Origin of the sequence: Streptomyces sp. 2323.1 (assembly GCF_900221035.1) — a bacterium.
Lineage (GTDB): Bacteria > Actinomycetota > Actinomycetes > Streptomycetales > Streptomycetaceae > Streptomyces > Streptomyces sioyaensis.
In genome coordinates this window covers 6,883,256-6,903,538 of record NZ_LT907981.1, presented here as the reverse complement: position 1 = coordinate 6,903,538, position 20,283 = coordinate 6,883,256, and the positions used below count along the sequence as shown (strand labels likewise).

Sequence of the window (20,283 nt, the reverse complement as noted above, 5' to 3'; positions counted from 1 at the left end):
ATCCGCGGGGTTGGTCCCATCATGTGGATGCTCACTGGCGTCTCTCCGTTCTGCTCCCCGCACCCGCGGGGTTGGTCCCGAGTCGGGGCTCTACTCCCTGATCCTTCGCAGGCGGTCCCCGCGCATGCGGGGGTGGTCCCGACCTTCCGCGCGTCGGTGACCTTGAAGCCCTGTGGTCCCCGCGCATGCGGGTTGGTCCCTCGGTACCGAGCTGGTTCACAGCCCGCTCCGCCGTGGTCCCCGCGCATGTAGGGTTGGTCCCCGAGTTGAGCACCACCGAGCCGACAACCGCGGGTGGTCTCCGCGCATGCGGGGTTGGTCCCGCGGCGCAGCGCATGGCGGAGGCCATGAACCTGTGGTCCCCGCGCAGGCGGGGTTGGTCCCGTGCCAACTCCGGTTGCCTTCCCATGGAATGCGTGGTCCCTGCGCATGCAGGGGTGGGTCCCCGGTACCCGCGGTGTCGCATGCCGATGCACAGTTACGCTGCGTAGCAGATGGAGGGAAAGAGAGCCGGTCTGCCTACGACGGCCCGGGCACGGCACCACTCACGGCGAAATCACGTCGCGGTATCGAGCAAACACTGCGTCCCGCTCCCGCTCCCAGCTCCAGTCCGGGTCCCGACGGCGGAACTCACTAACGGCCAGCTCGAAGAATTGGTCGGACGGCTTCTGACTGGATCCATTGACCACCAGTGCCGACAGCATCGGCTCGGGGCCGGTGCTGTCCCGGCGGCAAACGTCCGCCAGCAGGAGCGACATCATCCGCCCGTGATAATGCACCCTGTGCTCAGGTGCCACGGCCGTGCTCAGCGACTTGTAGGTGTCGGTCCTGCCCTCTCGGGCCCACCTCTTCAGAACCCCCACCATGGCTTCCAGCGCGGCCATGTAGTCCACGTCCCCGTGCTGCATGCGAGCCCCCTCCACGTCAACTGGGCGCTACGGTACGCGCATTGCCCGCTGGCCGGGATACTGTGACTCTGCCCGCAGGCCACCCACCACCCCTGCCACCGGACCGTCTAGGCATCGGCCGCCGCCAACAGCAGGGTCTTCATCGGCAAGATCGGCCTGTCCCAGAAGGCCGAGAAGTCTCGCCTCAGGGCTCAGGCGGAGAGCATGACCAGCCACCCCAACAAGCTTTCAGAGGAAGATGCGGGCCACCTCCAGCCACTTCTGTGCGTCCTCGCCGGTCGCCGTCAAGTCGGTCTCGGACCAGGGGCGACGCCGGGTGACACACAGGCAGAAGTCCATGGCGCTGCCCTGTACCCGCTGCGCGGCAGCCTCGGGCCCCACACCCAGGTCTGTCCGTCAGATGCTGTCAGCTCGACGCGGAAGGGGGCCGCCGGCTCAGGCAGTCCGACGGCGGCGAAGGACAGCACCCGTCCCAACACCCCCAGCGAAGCCACGTGCTGCAGTCGATCCGTCGGGCGGTGCGCCACGCCCACAGCATCGAAGACATCCTGTCCGTGTGCCCAGGTTTCCATCAGACGAAGGGGCACCATCAGGGCCAGGGTCACTTTCGACATATACCAGGGGAATGCGTGGTCCCATGGCGTGTCGAGCAGCGCCGCCGCCAGTTCCGCTCGACCATCCCGCCACTCGTCCAGAAGTAACGACCGCGGTTTGGCCGCTCCCGCGGCGGCGGCCTTGTCGGCATACCCGCTGCCTTCGGCTTTCGCCCGCCCAAGCTCGACGCTGAACGCGTCCGGAGTGCGTAAGGCGCTGAGTGCGTTTGCGTCCGACCACGCGAGATGGGCTATCTGGTGGGCCACCGTCCAGCCCGGTGCCGGTGTCGGTATGGACCAGTCGTGCACTGCCGCGACCCGGACGTCGAGATCATCGCCCTCAGCCACCAGCGCGGCCAGGACACCGGCGTCATCCACATCGGGGACGGGAAGGTTGTAGTTCAACATGTACGCCATGATGCGCTTTCCTGAGGTCAGCGGAGGCGAAGTGCGCGGGCAGACTCCGGCGTCGCCAGAGTCTGCCCACTCGGTGGCGGGCTCGTCACACCACGGGCCACCGCGCTTCCAGCTCCTAGGTGATCGCCACACCGCTTCCCCCGGCAGACGCCGCCCCGGGCCAGACGTGCCTCCAGCCCATGGCCTGCCGAGCCATGCGTGCAAATGGATGACCACGCAGTTCGAACGGTCTCCGCCGGAGCAGCTCACATTCTTTAGTCACCGGCACGGAGAGCCTTGGCCCAGCTGCGACGCGCGAACAGCACCAGCCCGGCCTCCCCCTGGACTTCCACCATGGCGCTGGCTCAAACCGGCAAGATCCACCGTGACGGATACAAAGAGTCCAGTATTAGCCTGGGGACACCGACATCACATGCACCAGCGGTACAACGCCGGAGCGGTGCCCCAGGCCGCAAAGGCTCCGTGGACCACAACTGCCCTGCTGGACCTGCAACCTAATCGAAGGGCACTATGTCCGAATTGCTGAAAGTAAGCAAGAACAACTCACCGTCTTCCTGAAACCACAGCTCACGGCCAGTGGTCCCCGCGCATGCGGGGCTGGTCCCCATGAGCGTGTGGCCGAAGGGCCGTCCCCTTCAGTGGTCCCCGCGCATGCGGGGTTGGCCCCGCATCGGCGCACCACGGTGCATGCAGCTGATCGTGGTCCCCGCGCATGCGGGGTTGGTCCCGCTCTGGTGATCATCGACTTGAAGAAGGTCGAGTGGCCCGCGCATGCGGGGTTGGTCCCTGCGTCATGGCATGCAGTCGGACACCGAACTTGTGGTCCCCGCGCATGCTGGGTTGGTCCCATCCAGCGCGGCCTGAATGCCGCCGCAGCGACCTACTCCCCGCACCCGCGGGGTTGGTCCCGTCTGGTGGATCGTCCCCGGCACCACGGCGTACTGCTCCCTGCACCCGCGGGGATGGTCCCTACTGCGACGAACGGGAACGGGACAGGCAAACCTGCTCCCCGCGTATGCGGGGTTCGTCCCGCGTCTTGCAGGTCGAAGGCCCGGTTGCCCTTGTGGTCCCCGCTCATGCGGGGTTGGTCCCTGCATTTCGGACTCCGTTCGGGTGGGGAAGGCTTGCTCCCCGCACCCGCCGGCGGCTGGTCCCCGGGATCGCGCAGATCCTGGAGCTGCTCTCCCGTGCTCCCCGCGCATGCGCGGCTGGCCCCCCGGAGTGGTTCGTCCGCCTCGACGGTCGGCCGTGGTCCCTGCGCACGCGGGGCCGGCCCCGTCAGCGGAGCTCTGCAGATCCAGGACTACTCGTGGTCCCCGCGCATGCGGGGTTGGTCCCGGCATGGCCTGGGACGAGATCCTGGAGACGGCCTGCTCCCCGCAATCGCGGGGTTGGTCCCACCAGCTGGCGCAGCGGCGCCTGGTCGGCCGACTGCTCCCCGCGCCCGTGGGGTTGGTCCCGGCTGGCACCCGCACTGGCACGTCCTCGTCTTCTGTTCCCCGCACCCGCGGGGTTGGTCCCCCGCCGTCGGCCGTGGTCGGGTGAGCCGGGTGGTGGTCCCCGCGCACGCGGGGTTGGTCCCCTTCGGGAGGACGGAGAGCGCGATGACGAAGCCTGCTCCCCGCACCCGCGGGGTTGGTCCCGGACTCGCGATGACGAGCACGGTCGAGCGTCTCTGCTCCCCGCACCCGCGGGGTTGGTCCCATGATCCTCGCCGCGGAGAAGCGCTCCGGCGTCTGCTCCCCGCACCCGCGGGGTTGGTCCCCACCCCGACGCCGAGCACTGGATCGCCGACCTGTGGTCCCCGCGCATGCGGGGTTGGTCCCTTCGACGAGGACGGCGGCACGCTCGCCGGCTGGTGGTCCCCGCGCATGCGGGGGACCTGCCCCTCAGCGCTCGCGGGGGTGGTCCCGCGGCGCGGTCGCTGATGGATCATCCAGGACTGCTGCGGGGGTGTTCCCGTAGCAGAGCGCCGCAGCTTCGCACAGGCAGACTGCTCCCCGCACGCGTGGGATGGTGCCGCCTCGCTGCTCGCTGTGCGGTCGTCGTCCTTCTACTTCGCGCGGTCGCCACGGAGCGCCAGGGCAAGACCTGAAGCCCTCCTGTCCCAAGAGCCGCGTGGCCTCGAAGCTGTACCTGTATGTCGTGAAAGCCTGAGTTAGTGAAAGTGGTTCAGAACATGGTGCTGGGCGTGTAACGATGCAGGTCACGAAGTCTGCTCCCCGCGCCTGCGGGATGGTTCCCACCAGCAGCCTGACTCCTTCGCAGTCTCCGCCTGCTCCCCGCACCCGCGGGGTTGGTCCCGCGCGGCGGGTGCGCGGGACGTAGGTCGGCTCCTGCTCCCTGCAGCCGCAGGGATGGCCCCAGCCGGATTGCGCCCCGATCGACCTTCGATGCCTGCTCCCCGGGCCTACGGGGATGGTCCCGGCCTCCTTCAGCCGGTCGTCGTCCGGGCCGTCTACTCCCCGCACCCGCGGGGATGGTCCCGAGCGGTGGCAACTCACCCACCACGACGGCACCTGCTCCCCGCACCCGCGGGGCTGGCCCCATGACGACCCGTTCGCTGATGTCGTGCATGCCCTGCTCCCCGTACCCGCGGGGATGGTCCCTGGTCCATGATGTCGCCGAGATACTTGGCGGACTGTTCCCCGCGCGTGCGGGGATGGCTCCACGACCGGGCGTGCGGCGGCTCGTCGCCTCCTGCTACGCGTCCGCATCGGAGTGGCCCGGAGCGGGCGGAGATGGCTCACCCGGCGTTCCGCTGTTCCCTGCGCCGGCCGGAATGGCCTCCGCGATCAGAGCTGGCGGAGTTTTCCCCTCGACTTTGTCTCGGGGCCGGCTCCTGTGCGGGCAGTCTGGGTGACAGCTCTCCGACACAAAGGGGCGGTGAACGTTAGCGGGTCTTGGTGCACAAGGGGGTGATGTCCTGAATGTTGGAGTCGGTGGAAGTGGTTCAAAGCCGTGGTGTGCGCGTGCAACGATGCAGGTCACGAAGTCTGCTCCCCGCGCCCGCGGGGATGGTCCCGAGGACCAGTGGAGGTCTGGCTGACCGGCGGCTGCTCCCCGCGCATGCGGGGTTGGTCCCAGGCGGTCGATGCTGCTGCCAGCCTGGGTGAGGCTGCTCCCCGGCACCCGCGGGGTTGGTCCCGCCGCCTGATGGGCCGCCACAACTTCGAGACCGTGGTCCCCACGCATGCGGGGTTGGTCCCTCTTAACTGCTGCCGCTGTTCAGCCGGACCGCGCGGTCGCCGCATATGCGGGGTTGGTCCCTGCGGAGTCTTCGTTGAGCCCGGCCTTCTTCAGCGGTCCCCGCGCATGCGGGGTTGGTCCCTGGGACGCTGAGTTCGCTGAGGAGCTGGACGAGTGGTCCGCGGGGTTGGTCCCATGCGCGTTCGGAGGGTCGGCCCCGCGGGTCGGTGGTCCCCGCGCATGCGGGGTTGGTCCCGCGCCGCTCGTGAGGACCTGGGCGAAGGCGTCGTGGTCCCCGCGCATGCGGGGTTGGTCCCTCGTACCACTCGTCGCCGATGCGGACCTGGCGGTGGTCCCCGCGCATGCGGGGTTGGTCCCTCGTACCACTCGTCGCCGATGCGGACCTGGCGGTGGTCCCCGCTCATGCGGGGTTGGTCCCTCCATCCCCTGCCCCTTGTCGTCTTGGTCGGCGTGGTCCTCGCGCATGCGGGGTTGGTCCCGGGGTCGAACTCCAGCAGATCACTCTCGCCCAGTGGTCCCCGCGCGTGCGGGGTTGCTCCCACGCTGCAAAATGCTGCACCGTATTGCACTGGGTGGTCCCCGCGCATGCGGGGTTGGTCCCACGGTCGGCAGCACGCTGTAGTGGTCCCCGCGCATGCGGGGTTGGTCCCGGCGCTTCCGACCACGTCAAAGACCTTGCCTCGTGGTCCCCGCGCATACGGGGTTGGTCCCGTGAGCACCCATACCACCCAGACCACCCAGTCCACCCAGGGGTGGTCCCCGCGCATGCGGGGTTGGTCCCCTCCGGAAGCGCCTGAAGGAACTTGAGCCGAAGTGGTCCCCGCGCATGCGGGATTGGTCCCAGCTTCACGCCGGCCCGGCGATACACCTCGTCGTTGTCCCCGCGCCTGCGGGGTTGGTCCCATCATGACCCCGGTCGACGTGCCCTGGTGGGGGTAGTCCCTGCGCATGCGGGGTTGGTCCCTCCTGGCGCCCGGTGACAGGGTCGAACGTGTTGTGGTCCCCGTGCATGCGGGGTTGGTCCCACCGCCGACAACAGCGTGTGGGGCGGGTACGTGTGGTCCCCGCGCATGCAGGACTGGTCCCGCGATTAGCTCCATGGGCTTCTTCTGCTCGGGCTGCTCCCCGCACCCGCGGGGTTGGTCCCTCGGCGGCGGCCTTGCGGATGTCGTCGTCGGACTGCTCCCCGCACCCGCGGGTTGGTCCCGGATTCCAGAAGGTGGCGGTCCTCATCGCGGCCTGCTCCCCGCACCCGCGGGGTTGGTCCCTGCTTCACCAGCGCTTCCGCAAGACGGCTGTAGTGGTCCCCGCGCATGCGGGGTTGGTCCCTGGACCCAGGCGCCGGAGGGCAGGTTGTGTCGGTGGTCCCCGCGCAAGCGGGGTTGGTCCCTCGGAGACCGTTCACCGCCGCCGAACCACCGTGTGGTCCCCGCGCATGCGGGGTTGGTCCCTGGACTAGTGGCGCGCCCGTGTGTCGCCCGGCGTAGTCCCCGCACCCGCGGGTTTGGCCCCACCGTGCTCCGCAAGATGAACCAGGACTCCGGCTGCTCCCCGCACCCGCGGGGGGGAGCACTGCGCCGAGCAAGGCAGGGGCGGCCTTGCCCTGCGTTGCGTTCGCTCATCCCGACGAACGGAAAGGTCACGATGGCCGACGACCAACAGCTCTGGGGCTTAAACCGAGGTCGCCTCCCACGTGGGCATCAGCTTCGGCGCTGCCCGCAGCCGGAAGAGCCGGGGCAGCCTGCCCGCGCGCGACGACGACAGCGTGCCGGACCGGCCCCGCTGGAGGCTGGCCACGTTCAAGGGCTCGAAGACGGTCGGCCGTGGTTTCCGCAGCGACTGCACGGCCCCTCCCGTAGGAGCCCGCTCCATCTGGTTGACCGGCACCCGTAACCACGAGGACTGTGGTCATCACGTCCAAAACTCCGGTGCCGTCCCTTCTGTTCCACTCGTTACCCCAGGTGGAGGAACCGCAACACCGCGTCGCCGATTGTGGCTACGGTGGGCAAGTCGGTTTATAGGGAGGGGAAAGTGCCGGAGCTCAAGTGGCAGGCCGTGGCCGATGGCCTCGAACGCAAGTGCGCGGCGCCTACAGACGCGCAGATCACCGTCGCGCGGGCCCTGGGCACCGACCTGGGGCAAACCACACCCGTTCCGGTCGCCGCAGCTGAGCTGCGCGTCCTGCTACGGGCACCTTTGGAGCTTGTGCTTGCCAGGGACTTCGGCGACGAAGAGTACGAGGTCCTCCTCGATCTCGCGGCGCGCACCGACCTCGCGGTTCCCAGCATGGATGAACTCAAGTGCCGGGAAGTGCTCAACGCCTGGCTACGCGTCGCCCGTGACCGTGAGTCCGTCGCTGCCCTACGCCAACTGGAGCCCGAAGTCGATGACGTTGTTACCGCCCGCGATCGACGCAGGGGCCCGGACCTGTACGGCGAGATTTCGTCAGTCGGCGCCAACGGCCGGCTGCACTTCCGGGGTGGCCACGGGCTCGGCACCGCCCCGCACCGGGTCACCCGCATCACCCGCCCCAGCGAGGACGGCTATCTCGACCAGCTCAGCCTGGCGCGCGAATACGCCGCTGCGGTCCAAAGTAACCCGTCCCGGATCACACGAGCCGAGGAAGCGCAGCTGGCCCCCTGGCGGATCGGCTTCCCAGCGACCCAGGCGGCGGTCGAAGCTCTCCGCAACGCACTGGAGGCAGCGGACGACGAAGCCGCGATGCAGCGACTGCTGGAGAAGCACCCGGCGCTGCTGGCCGGTACCGTCGTGGGCACCCACGACACCTGGGTTCGGCCCCAGGTCCAGCTCGGGAACCATTACATGGCCGACTTCATGATCGCCGGTGAGACTTCCCTAGGGCTTCGCTGGACGCTGGTCGAGCTGGAGAGTCCGGTCAGCCGCCTGACCAACCCCGGCAACAAGCGGGCGACGAAAACCCTGCGCCACGCGGTCGACCAGATCGAGGACTGGCGCAAGTGGCTTTCCAACAACCTGCACTACGCCCGCTCCGCGCGCGGTGCCGACGGACTGGGCCTGCCGGGCATCACGGCCGAGGTTCCCGGCTTGATCATCATGGCTCGCGAGGACGCCGACGACGCGGCTGCCGACATCCGGGAACTCCATGCCCGGCGCTCACATATCCAGGTACGCACCTACGACTGGCTGATGCGTATTAACGAGTCACCCGACCCCCTACGTCGAGACGCCCCCGACCAGCGCCTTCGACTCGCTTGAAATCAGCCGCACATCCACCCCTTCTACGCCATGAGCTGCTCCCCGCACCCGCGGGGTTGGTCCCCAGGGGCAATGAATGATCCGGCCGATGGCATCGTGGTCCCCGCGCATGCGGGGTTGGTCCCGCGGTGGAGCGGGTGGCGCCGCGAGATCCAGGGTGGTCCCCGCGCATGCGGGTTGGTCCCATCAGTGAACGCCGGGGCCGCACGATCAGCCTGTGGTCCCCGCGCAGGCGGGTTGGTCCCGCGGACGACGTCCTGGCGTGGGTCGGGGATGAGTGGTCCCCGCGCATGCGGGGTTGGTCCCGCGTGGATCGCGGCAGTAACAGCGGGCCCGGCCTGCTCCCCGCACCCGCAGGGTTGGTCCCATCTGCCGCGCGATGAGGTCGCGGTCGATGCCCTGCTCCCCGCACCCGCGGGGTTGGTCCCAGCCGTAAGGTGGGGTTGAGCCTCAACGTGGTCTGCTCCCCGCGCCCGCGGGGTTGGTCCCAAGTACCAGCTCACCGAGGCGCAGCGTTCTCCCTGCTCCCCGCACCCGCGGGATTGGTCCCGCCCGACTCGCGCGCGACGCCGGCATCCCGGACTGCTCCCCGCACCCGCGGGATTGGTCCCATGTCGTCTCCCGAAGAAAGGGGGAGGGCGGCCTCCTCCCCGCACCCGCGGGGTTGGTCCCGATCAACGTGACCGCAGGGGCCGGGTGGGTCTCTGCTCCCCGCACCCGCGGGGTTGGTCCCTCGTCACAAATGCGGCGCCGTCGAGCGACTATGTGGCCCCCGCGCATGCGGGGTTGGTTCTGCGCGGTACGGATCCGTCAGGTCACCGTCAGGGTGGTCCCCGCGCATGCGGGGCTGGTCCCCGGCCACGCGGCAGCCGAAGCGCCGGACAGATCTGCTCCCCGCACCCGCGGGGTTGGTCCCGTGGCTGCGAGCATGGCGGTCTCCTGGTCTGTGTGGTTCCCGCGCATGCGGGGTTGGTCCCGACACCGAACTACGGAAGTCGATCACGACGCAGTGGTCCCCGCGCATGCGAGGTTGGTCTGCACCCCATCGACCGCCCTTGGTCCACACCGTGGTCCCCGTGCATGCGGGGTTGGCCCCTGGACGAGCCTCGCCATCGATGCCCCAGCCCACTGCCCCCGCCCCCGAGTGGTCCCGCGGATCGGGGCCCCGGGGGCACCGCCGACCTCCGCTCCCCGCAACCCGCAGAGTTGGTCCCTGCGAGACGAGGTCGGCTTCGCCTGCTTACCCCTGCTTCCCGCTCCCGCGGGGCGTGCCGCTTCACAACAGTCGTTCTGGTGTTGCACCAGCCCTACCGAAAGGGTGACTTTGTTCCGTCAATCGCGAATCGGCAACACAGAGGGTGCGGTCAATGCTTCAGACTCAACTAAGAGTCTCGGTTGGAGGGATCGCCAGCCTTCTTGCTGGCTCAGTGCACCGTCAGGAGCGCACAAGTTCACACTCAGGAGAATGATGAAGCACATGAATGGTGAGCGTCCGTCAGGGGCCTTAGCGCCTGTCATCTACGTACTAAGTGTTGTCCCGTGCCAGGTGATGGGCAGTGTCTTGTACCTTCAGGGGAAGTCTCCGCACGAGGTCTTCAGCCTCTTGGCAGGATGTACTGCGATCGCGGTCGTTGGTGTTGCCGCGATGGGGGGAGGTAGGTATGTCGCAGCTGTAATGCGCGGCCTTGCACGCGTTGGAGAATGAGTCCAAGACATGCCACAAAGAACCACTTTGCCCCGTTAAAGCGGGGATGGCTCCACAGATGGTGCCGTCTGTCAGTGGTCCCCGCCCGCGCGGGGATGATCCCGGCTTGAGTTGGCTGGGGTGCAGCAGCTCGCGCCTGCTCCCCGTGCCTGTGGGGATGGTCCCTACATGGCCGGGCTTGATGGCCCACGTTCGGCTGCTCCCCGCACCCGCGGGGTTAGTCCCATCTCGATGCGGCCCAGGCCGACGTTGAGCTGCTGCTCCCCGCGCATGCGGGGTTAGCCCCCGGGCCGAGCACAGCTACTACACCGACCCCCGGTGGACCCCGCTCATGCGGGGTTGGTCCCTCCTCTTCGCTCTTGACCTCAAGGATGGCGAAGTGGTCCCCGCGCATGCGGGTTGGTCCCTGGAGGGCGTCCTGCGCGACACCCCGTCCGCAGCCCGTGGCTGCGCGAGGTCCTCGACAACCTCACGCAGCACATGCGCACCGGCCTCTTCTAGCCAGTCGGCAGAACGTGCCGACGCCCAGTCCCCGCCCATTCGGTAACCGTGCTAACGCGAGCGAGCCGTGCCGGATAGTGGTGCCTCCCGAGCAGCCCTGAACAAACCTCGCGGACTGCGGCTTTCCGGTCCGGTACACACCGGCAGTCCGAACATAAGAGCGGCATCCGGCATCCCATGTCCCTTAAACTGACGGTAAGTGGGTAATGCGAGACGACGAGGAGCACTGTGCGAACAGGTCGAGTCGACGCCTCAGGGACGAACCCAGTGCCGCACCACCGCGAAGCTACCGATCGGGAGCCCGTACCTCAGGGGCTGGCCAGGTCCGCGCTCATCGCGGCGTTGCACGACTCTTACGACGTCACGCTCCGCGCCCCTGCAATAGCCGCGCCCGTGGCGCACCCGAACGGCTTCGTCAAGCTGCCCTTGGCGCTGGTAGCCGAGGACTCAAGACGGCTTTTCCTGCACGTCTGGCTTGCTGGTGAAGAAGACTCACAAGCCCATGATCACCGGTGGGACTTCTCGTCCATCGTGTTGCGCGGAACCGTGAACAACAGCTTGTTGGACATCACCGAAGCCGACGAACCCCTCGTCGACAGCGCCCCCCGCCTCGGCACGGAATCGTCCCGGTCTCCGGGCTACCGGGTCGTCCGCTACGAGCCCCGCGAAGGGGGGTACCGATTCGACGCAAGCCGCAGGGAGCGAGTGGTCGTGACAGGGCATCGAACAGCCACGGTGTGCGCAGGCGACACATACGGCATGTCGGCTTTCGCATTCCACCGGGCGAGAGCGCTGCCCGGCACGATGACCCTGGTTGCCAGGGGGGCGCCGGTTAGCCGGTACGCACGCGTCCTGGTGCGGGGTGAGGTTTCCGAGGGGCCGAGGCGGTGGCGGCAGGTGGGGCCTTCGGAGCGGCGTGGCTACCTTCGCGAGGCGCTGGACTGCCTCGCATGAGCCGTACCGGCTATCGTCACGGACTCACCTCGGGACGGGATGACCCTCGGGCGCTCATCCGTAGGGATACCGTCCTGATCATCGCTGTCCACCTCGATGACGTCCCTGGGGCGCCTTTCCGTGCAGGCCCTCTGGAACGGCGCTGGCGCGTTGGCCGGCCCGACGAAGTGGTGTCCAGCGCATCCCGCCGTGCCGCATACACTCAGCGTCACCTCGAACCGCTCCTGTGGGGGCAGCACGTCCGGTGGCATCAGGAGGTGCCCCAGGCAGAGGCGTCGCCTTCCCGTTTCCAGCTTTCAGCTATCGAGTTGGTGCGCCTGAACGACACTGCGCTCGGCGCGCTGAAGGACATGGGCTCACCGGTTCACGCGAACGGAGTGGCTCTTCTGCATGGCAGTCTGCCGCCGGATCCGCCGGCGCAGCTACCGAAAACCCTCCAGGAGTGCGCTGACGTCGACCCGCACCACGGGCAGGGCGCCCAACGAGCCTGGGTTGCACGGCAGCTGCCGTCGGGGTGCCGGATCGCTGACACCGAGCGGGAGGCGGTGCACTGCACCCTCGTCACCCCCCAGAGTGGTCTGGTGCGGCTGCATCCGGGGCGTGCGCAGCGGAATTGGGATTCCCTCGATCAGTGGCTGTGGCATCTGCATCACGCAACGTTGTATCCGCCTGGCCCGGAGGCCGCGGCGCAACTCCACGCCATGCGCCTGCCGCTGCCCACCAAGGTCCGGGGCGTGCTGGGTATTCGTGGTCTCACCCTGGTGGGCACCGAGCAGGATCCGGGTGTCGGAGTTCCACGTAACTACTACGACGGCACCAGCTACCACCTTGCGACGCTGTACGCCGATGCCTTGGCTCTGGCCCGGTTGCAGCAGACCGTGCTGGACGCTTTCGGCAGCGAAGTGGCGCGGATCGGCGAGCACGAACCCCGTCGGCGGAAAGTGGCGCAGATGGAAAGGGATCTGCTCGTTTTCCGCCGCAGCTACTGGGCGGCCGGCTTCGGCCGACAAGGAACGGTCGATGCCATGGTGCGGGCATGGCAGCAGAGTGCCGGTCTGCCGCAGTCACTGCAGAGCCTCGTCAGCGACCTCGGCGAACTGTCCCGCCAGGTGCAGTCCGCCGAGACGGAGACGACCAACGCGATACTCGGCCTGCTCGCTGCGGTCGGCCTACCGTTGACCACGGGGCTCGCTATCTGGCAGGGGCTTCCTCAGGCCGGGTCCTCGTCGCTGTTTCGGATCCTCGGAGCGACCGGTGTGGTCACCGTGGGCCTCGTCACGCTGTTCCCTGGACTGCGCAGGCTGTTCGTGGATCTCTTCCGGCGCAAGTGGCGGGGTGGCAGGCGGTGACGCCGCCACCGGCCTTCTCCTGGCCGCCCCGGCATGCTCCCGGATACCCGTTGGGATGTGCGGACACGGGGGATGTGCTCGCCCGCTTCGCCCGCGAGCCACATCAAGAGGCGAGCGTGGTTGTCGTCACGAGCGCGTTGCGCGCCAGCGTGGAGGACAGCGGGGATCACATGGCGGGGCTCTCACGAGTCCGGCAGAGCCTAGCGGCGATCGGGCACTGCCTCGGCACCGCATGGAGCCCTTCGTACTACGGCAAGGACCTGGTCCTGGTCCGCACCGGGAAACACGCCGTCCCCGCGTGCCTGTCCAAGAAGCCACCGGCTGGAGGCAGCGACAGCGACGTCCGACACGGCTGGGCCTTCGACCTCGTTTCCCTCAGCGGAAGTGACGACGAGCGACGGGAGAGGCTGCTGCATGCCTGCTACGCCATATCGATGGCCGCCCGGCTACGACGAGACCGGCCGGACCTTCGGCCGTGCCGCGCCCATGACGTCCTGCTACGGGTGCCAGGACTCCTGTCACCTGAGCTGGCGGCCTCGCTGCTCGCCGGTGTCCTTGTCCGGCCGCTGGGCGGTACCGACGAGGGCTCGGGCGCCCGACCGGGAGAAGATCCGCGATTTCCGGGCGTGCCGTCGGCCGACGCCTGGGACGTGTTCGCGCAGAGGCCACCGCAGCGAGGTCTCTACGCGGTCAGCGACGTTCACGACATCGAATGGGGCACCCTCGATCGGGAAAGCCGTCAGCGTCTTACGGAGGGCAGTGCGCACGAACTGCTCCCCCTGACCGCGGCCTGGCTCGACGGATCCCTGCCGTTGACGGACGTGCTGGACCGGGCATACCGACTTCGGGTGCGGCGTGAATCGCTGCTCTCACGCCATCTGCGAACCCTGAACGATGCGGTCACGGCCGGTGGCCGGCTTTTCGCGACGCTGGGGGACGGCCTCTCCGGCATCGTCTCCGACGCCGCGCTGATGCGTTCGGCGGTGCTCACGGCGAACGGTGAGAGTGCAGGCCACATGCACAGTGGGGCCGGTGTGGCGCCCATGGACAGGCTGGGACTCACCGCGGCCCGCCGCCGCGCGCATTTCAGCCTTCACGTGACCAAGACCCTCAAGGGCACGGGACACCAGGAGCGGTTCTTTCACGGTTTCGGCACCCCCCTCGGCTCCCGAACGGCCGATTCCGTGGTCGGCTTCCTGTCCGCTTTGCGGAGGGCAGGTCCCGACTCCCCGGGTTTCCACCATCTCGCGCACGCACTGCGATGGCACGACTGGTGGCATCTGCACCTGCCGCCCACCGCACGGGTCCACCTCGACCAACTCTGCGCATCGATACAGGAATCGATACCGGGCACGGCGGCGGAAACGTGACCCGTGACCTCATGCGGTTGCCCACTGCCATGTGCTGGGCAACCACACCTGTGGCGCCGTCGGCGGTGCCGATGCGGTAGAGGGACCGTACGGAGCAACTCTCGTCTCCAGTACCGGATTCCAGAACTCTGCGAGCCGGTCCGCTGCTTCAGGCAGGCGGCCGAACTCCAAGCCGTCCCGGAAGGTTGCCGTGTCCCAGAAATCCAGCCACTCCCGCGGTGGTTGAGGCAGGTGGTCCGGCCACGTGCGCCCCATGGCGGCGAATTCAATCGCCACGTCACGCCGCACCTCATCCAGGAGCAGTGCGGGTGCCAAGGGGCTCGCAGCGGCCAGCAGGAAGTCCGTGAGATCGGTCCAACGCGTATTGATCTTGCCGCCGTCGCGCCGTCGGGTGTAGCGCAGCAGCTTCTGCGCCAGGCACCGGCTGAGGGTCGCCGCCGGTACGGTGACCGGGGCGTCCCGGCCGGGGAAGTCAAGGGGTGCGGTGCGGTTGTCGCGCGCCGCCTCGGCGTCCGGCACCAGCAGGATGTTGAGCAGGGCCTTCCCGATAGCCTCCCCCGCCCGTACGAGGACCAATGCCCGGTGTACGGTCGCCTTGCCGGGCGAGCTGAACACCACGGGTTCCGAACGCAGCAGCCGGAGACTCTCCCCCTGAAGTCCCGGAGGAAGTTCGGAGGCGGACAGCAGCAGTCGGCCCGCGCTCGCGGAAAGGGCCATATCGACATCGTTCGGCATTCGGGCTGAAGGGCCCATCCACCCGAGAAGCGCCGTCGAACCTTTGAGATGCCAGGCGTGCGGTGGCAGGAGCCGGTCGATACTCGACAGGGCCACCGCTATGGATTGGACCAGGTGTTGGTCAGCTGTGGGAAGCGTGGTCCAGTCGGCCTGCTCCCGTGATCCGCGCCGCTGTTCCATCCATCCCCCTCGATCGCGTGTCCGCCCGGTTCACGGGGATGACGGTGTCACAGGAGGGTGGCCACGGAGGGCGGATTCCGCCGGATGTCCGCGCCTTGAGCGGTCCAGCGCAGCAGGTGCAGAGGTGGTTCGGGTACCAGCCGCCGACGCCCGGTGCACAGGGCGACGCGTGCTGCCAGGGCCCGCAGCCCGGAGATCTCGCAGCCGGCGGCCAGGCCCAGCAGCCTGTCGGAAACGCCCGACGCAAGTGCCTGGTGCCGGCCGGCCAGGGCAAGTATCCGTGCGGCCACAAATAGATTCGTGTGGGCGGTTTCCAGCAGTTCGCGCGCCGCCTCTTGGCCCGCTGAGGTACCCACGGCGCGGTCGAGATACTGGACCGCACGCGGCAGCAGCACCGGCCACGTTCGTACGGTGCTGGCAAGGGCCCGGGACACCTCCTCGTCGGGCTCGATACGGGCCAGGGCGTACCTGAGGGCACGTACATCGGCGTCCTGTATGCCCCTGCGCCATACCTCGGGCGGGTGGCCCGCGACGTCGTGTGCCGGTCCCGCGAACAGGTCGTTCACCGGCTCAGTGGTGCTCTTGTCTTCGGACAACCACAGTCCGAGTGCTTCCAGCCCGCCTTCCACAACGCCGCGGACCTGCTCCGCTTCCGCGCTGTCGCGGACGAAGACATGCCAGTCGTCGCCCCAGCGAAGCCACCGGCCCGGCGTCGTCACGGCCAGGAGCACGTCGATCGGGGCTAGCGCTGCGGTACCGAGCCGGTTGGCCCAGCGGTGACCGGGCAGGAGGCACCGGCCGGTAGCACGGTGCAGTTCGGTCAGATATCCCGCCAACTCGCCGGTCATCCAGGGAGCATCGAGCAGTACGTGCAGGGGAAGCGACTGGCCGAAGCGGTGAATGTCGAGCCTCAGGACGAGTGGCAGATCACCTCGGCGTGCCATTTCGCGCATACGGGTCTGTCGTGCCCGGTAGGCGGAGCGGTAGTCCCAGACCGGGGAACCGTAGCTGAACACCTCCGGGCGCGGCTCCTGGCGGAGCAGCGAGCGCTCCACCAGGAGGTGCGCATGGGCGCGTACGGCTGGTGGCACGACGGGCACACGCTCCGTCCGCCGGGTCAAGGGCACCTGAAGCCACCCGACATCAAGCCGCTCCGGCACCGCGACAGTTCCGCCGGCCAGGTCCCGGATGACATCGGTGGCACCGAGGGCGTCGGGGATCCACTCGGTCAGCAGGTCATGGCCGAAACTCGTGCTGAGCACGCTGTTCAGCACGGTGACGTCGTCTCTCACGACGGCATGATGTCACCCGGGTGGGGGCCGCTCGCATCGCCTAACCTGACCGGTGGACGAGGCGAAGAGGGGGAGTATGGCCGGCATTCCGGGCCCGGACGACAGCCTGGACCTTCACGCGGCACTGGGCGCTCTGGTGGGAAAAACACCCAGCCATGGCGGCGGGACGATGAATCTGCTGCTGTCGCACATGCTCGACGCGGCAGCCGTCGCCGACGTCATGTGGGAGCGCTATCTGGCACCGTCCACCCGCCGGCGGCTGGACGAGACAGCCGGCGGCCCGGGCAGGGGCCGGGGCTTGTTCGTCTGGCTCTGCGGGATGCACGACTACGGAAAAGCCACGCCTGTCTTCCAACGCCGGTGGCCACAGGGGGCGGAGGCTGTACGGGCGGCCGGGCTGCGGTGGCACGAGCCGACCGCCGGACGGTTCGCATGGCATCACGGACGAGCCGGAGGCCATCTGCTACGACGGCTACTGTCGGCGGCCTGCTGGCCCGAGGAACACGTCGACTGGATGTGGCCCCTGGTCGCAGGGCACCACGGGTTCTTCTCCGTCGAGAGCGCACTGAAGCCGGACCGCAAGGCACGCGGCCAGTTGGAGGGCGACGAACGCTGGGCCGAGGTACGACTCGCCCTCGTCCAGCGTCTTTCCGAGGAACTGGGGCTGGGTGCTCTCACCGCTCTCGCCCCCGCGGTGGTGCCGACGCGTGCCGTCCAACTCCAGCTCAGCGGGCTCATCGTGATGACGGACTGGATCGCCAGCGGACCAGGCTTCCGGGGGATCGACGAGCTGGCCGACGTGAGCTTCAAGGGTGCACGGCAACGGGCTGCCGCGGCATGGGAGAAGCTCGGTCTGCAGGGCGGATGGGGAGAGCTGCCCGAGCCGCCGCCGGACTCCTTCGCGCAGCGGTTCGGGTGCGAGCCGCGTCCCTCACAAGAGCTGGCGATGGAGACGGCGCGGCAAATGGCGGCTCCCGGCCTGATGGTCATCGAGGCGCCGATGGGCGAGGGCAAGACCAGGGCCGCCCTGATGGCGACGGAGATCATGGCCGCGAAGTTCGGCGCGGACGGCGTGTTCGTCAGCATGCCGGAGTGGTCCACAGACGACCCCGTGTTCGGGAGGGTCAGAGAGTGGGTGAGCCGGATCGACGAGAAGCTGGCCGATCGGGTCGCCCTGCTCCACGGCAAGCGGACCTTCAACAAGGAGTGGAGCGCCCTGCTGAGAGAGCCGCGGGAGATCAGGCTCGCCGCCGTCGGCGAATGCGACGAGGACGAGCGGCACGGCGAGCAGGCGAGCGACGGTCCGCACGGTTCCGGGGGCGGCGGGCCGGTGGCGCGCGTACCGGCCGAATGGTTCTTCGGGTACGCGCGCGGGCTGCTGTGCCCCTTCGTGGTGGGCCCGGTCGACCAGCTGCTGTACGCAACGACCCGCACCAAGTTTGTGATGCTCCGGATGGCGGGGCTGGTGGGGAAGGTCGTCGTACTTGATGAGGTGCACGCCAGCGATGTCTACACCTCGCAGTTTCTCCTCGAGGGCCTGCGCTGGTTCGGCGAGGCGGGCGTACCGGTGGTGCTGCTGTCGGCGACGCTGCCAACACCGCAGCGCCAAGCGCTTGTCGACGCCTACCTGTCCGGGGCCTTAGGACGTGAAGAGTTCACGGCGGACGACCTCTGCCACCCCCAGGGGTACCCCTCCGCCACCGTCGTGTGGAACGCACCAGACGGCACCGGTCACCGCTCCGCCGTGTCGGCCTGTGACAGCTGGCGCACGGATCGCCCCGTCGACGTTGTCCTCCTGCCGGAGGCCGTTCCCGAGAGGGATGCGGGTCCCGAGGAGCACCGGGCAGCCGGAACGACCGCCGACGCCGCAGTCGCCGACCGGCTCGAAGAAGAACTGAGGCACGGCGGATGCGCTCTGGTCATCCGCAACACCGTGGAACGGGCCCAGACGCTGTGCACCGTATTGCGTGAGCGCTTCGGCGACCAGGTGGTGCTGCTGCACGAGCAGCTCCCGCTCGGGACGCGTGCCGATCGCACGGCGGACTGTCTGCACCGGCTCGCCCCGCGGCCGACCGGCACCGCGGCGGTCCGGCCTCAGATGATCGTGGTGGCCACCCAAGTCGCCGAGCAGGCATTCGATGTCGATGTGGACGTTCTGATCACCGACATGGCCCCGATCGATGCGCTGCTGCAGCGGATGGGCCGGCTGCACCGCGGCGACCGGATGTGCCGCCCCCGCCGATTGGCCAGGCCAAGGGTGATCGTCACGGGTTGGGCCTCCGGGAGCGCCCTACCTGGCCGGGATGGCACCGACGCGGATCCGCTCGGCCGTGGCGCTCCGAGGTTTCCCGCCCGCTCACAGGCCCTTTACGGCGGCCATCTGCTCCTGCGCACGGCGGCCCTGGTCTTCACGGCCGCCGGGCAGTCGGGCGGCTGGAGCCTCCCGGGGGATATTCCTGCGCTGGTGGCGGCCGGTTACGGCGGCGACGACGAGGTTCCGGAGGCGTGGCGGGACGACACCGACGCGGCCCGGCGGCAGGAGGAGGCCGAGCGACGGGAACGCATCGGGAACGCCTCCCACCACCTACTGACACGGCGCGGCGACAGAGAGGCAACGACGCTGGCCGATCTCCATTACGTCGCCGTGCCTCCCGCCAAGGGCGAGGCCGGGATGACCGCCCTGGTCCGTGCCGGGGACCCTGGGGTGGAGGCCGTCCTAGTCATCCACGACGGTGCCAGGTACCTGACGCTGTCGGGAAGCGTTCTGGCACAGGAAGGTGCCGTCCCCGACGACGACCTCATTGACGAGGTCCTCGCCGACACCGTGAAGCTGCCCGCGACCTGCCCTTCCGAAGCGGCCGCAGAGCTGTCCGTCCCACCCGGCTGGGGTGGGCACGAACGGTTGAAATACCGCAGGGCCCTTGTCCTCGGCGCGGACCGCACCGCTTCAGTTTCGGGGCGGCGGCTGCTCTACGACCCGATGCTCGGAATCATGGACGAGGGCCCGGTCACTGCAGAGTCGTCCGGCTCCGCAGTGGGGCGAGGGTGAGCAGGCCGCAGCCGTATGCCTTCGAAGGGCCGATGCCCTCGAGCAGGCGCGTGACGAAGGCGGCGGGGTCGGTTACCTGGAGGCGCCCTTCGAAAGTGGCGCTCTGGAAGGTGACGCGGGGGCCCTTCCCGTTCTTGACGAAGGAATGCCGACGGCTTGCGGTGATACGGATGTCGCGTGCCGGGCCGACGTCCTCAGTCCCCTTCTCGGTGTTGCGCGCGTCGCCAACGGTCTGGCTGTCGGCGAGGCCGGGGGCAGGGTCGTCGGTACGGGCTGTGGGGACGTCGAAGCCCCACCGGGCGGTACGGGTCAGGAACCAGTTCAGCTGGGCGCTCGCGGTGCTATGGCCCAGCCTGAAGCCGCGTACCCGTTTGCGGTCGCTGTCAGCGGCAGCGGCGAGGCGGGCTGCCTGCGTGGGTGTGGGGCTCATCGGCGCCGCGGTGTTTTGTACGGGGCTGGCGGTCAAGCGGAACGCGAACTCCCGGCCGACGGCGATCTGGTCGAGGAGCGGGGCGTAGTCGCGGACGGCGGCATGTTCTCCGTCGGCGTCCGGCCAGCCGGCCTTTTCGACGATATGGGTCCAGTCGGGCTTGGCGGAAGTGAGCACGAACAGGTGCGGGCGACGGGGGTTGTCGGCGTCCAGGCGCCACAGCACGCGGTTGCCCTGCGGGGCGTCGGGGATGCCCCCCATGACGGCACCTCGCATGGCACGCGGGTTGGCCAGCAGACGACGGCTTTCGGCGCGAAGAGGGTTGATGCGGATGCGGGAGAGGTAGGTCATGG

The 20,283-nt window shown here is 68.8% G+C and carries 9 protein-coding genes and 2 CRISPR repeat arrays; of the genes, 4 read left to right on the top strand and 5 right to left on the bottom strand.

Going from position 1 to position 20,283, the window contains the following annotated elements:
- Positions 1-545: 545 nt before the first annotated feature.
- Positions 546-908 carry a hypothetical protein gene (locus CPH93_RS29835; protein ID WP_096214603.1) on the bottom strand — a complete coding sequence of 121 codons (363 nt, stop codon included), beginning with the start codon at positions 906-908 and terminating at the stop codon, positions 546-548.
- 284 nt (positions 909-1,192) lie between these two features.
- On the bottom strand, positions 1,193-1,909 hold the full coding sequence (locus CPH93_RS29830) for a maleylpyruvate isomerase family mycothiol-dependent enzyme (protein ID WP_331716961.1): 717 nt from the start codon (positions 1,907-1,909) through the stop codon (positions 1,193-1,195).
- Positions 1,910-5,333: 3,424 nt separating this feature from the next.
- A CRISPR array of direct repeats spans positions 5,334-5,909; the repeat unit is 29 nt; unit sequence GTGGTCCCCGCGCATGCGGGGTTGGTCCC.
- A 1,250-nt stretch (positions 5,910-7,159) separates the two neighbouring features.
- Here CPH93_RS29830 and CPH93_RS29820 point away from each other — a divergent pair.
- The 3 genes from CPH93_RS29820 to CPH93_RS29805 all read left to right on the top strand — a co-directional run bounded on the left by CPH93_RS29820 (position 7,160) and on the right by CPH93_RS29805 (position 14,244).
- Positions 7,160-8,365 (top strand): Shedu anti-phage system protein SduA domain-containing protein, encoded by a 1,206-nt coding sequence (locus CPH93_RS29820; RefSeq protein WP_096214602.1) that lies wholly within the window; start codon positions 7,160-7,162, stop codon positions 8,363-8,365.
- 338 nt (positions 8,366-8,703) lie between these two features.
- Positions 8,704-9,098: direct repeats of the CRISPR family, unit length 29 nt; unit sequence CTGCTCCCCGCACCCGCGGGATTGGTCCC.
- A 2,684-nt stretch (positions 9,099-11,782) separates the two neighbouring features.
- The gene (locus CPH93_RS29810) at positions 11,783-12,874 is read left to right on the top strand and encodes a hypothetical protein (RefSeq protein WP_231976999.1); all 1,092 of its coding nucleotides are present in this window, start codon (positions 11,783-11,785) and stop codon (positions 12,872-12,874) included.
- A 74-nt stretch (positions 12,875-12,948) separates the two neighbouring features.
- Positions 12,949-14,244: a hypothetical protein gene (locus CPH93_RS29805; RefSeq protein WP_197708718.1), complete on the top strand. Its 1,296-nt coding sequence runs from the start codon at positions 12,949-12,951 to the stop codon at positions 14,242-14,244.
- Between the two features lie 9 nt (positions 14,245-14,253).
- Here the strand turns inward: CPH93_RS29805 and CPH93_RS29800 are convergent, their stop codons facing one another.
- Complete coding sequence (locus CPH93_RS29800; protein WP_096214600.1) at positions 14,254-15,159, bottom strand: nucleotidyl transferase AbiEii/AbiGii toxin family protein; 906 nt, start codon at positions 15,157-15,159, stop codon at positions 14,254-14,256.
- Positions 15,160-15,206: 47 nt separating this feature from the next.
- Positions 15,207-16,451, bottom strand: coding sequence for a hypothetical protein (locus CPH93_RS29795; protein WP_096214599.1), 1,245 nt, complete (start codon positions 16,449-16,451; stop codon positions 15,207-15,209).
- 76 nt (positions 16,452-16,527) lie between these two features.
- On the opposite strand from CPH93_RS29795, the gene CPH93_RS29790 reads away from it, so the two are divergent.
- A complete protein-coding gene (locus tag CPH93_RS29790; protein ID WP_096214598.1) occupies positions 16,528-19,500 on the top strand; it encodes a CRISPR-associated helicase/endonuclease Cas3 in 2,973 nt (990 codons plus the stop codon).
- Here CPH93_RS29790 and cas6e read toward each other — a convergent pair.
- The gene (gene cas6e / locus CPH93_RS29785; protein WP_173909906.1) at positions 19,460-20,281 is read right to left on the bottom strand and encodes a type I-E CRISPR-associated protein Cas6/Cse3/CasE; all 822 of its coding nucleotides are present in this window, start codon (positions 20,279-20,281) and stop codon (positions 19,460-19,462) included. The two genes, CPH93_RS29790 and cas6e, sit on opposite strands and share 41 nt — an antisense overlap.
- Between the last annotated feature and the right edge of the window lie 2 nt (positions 20,282-20,283).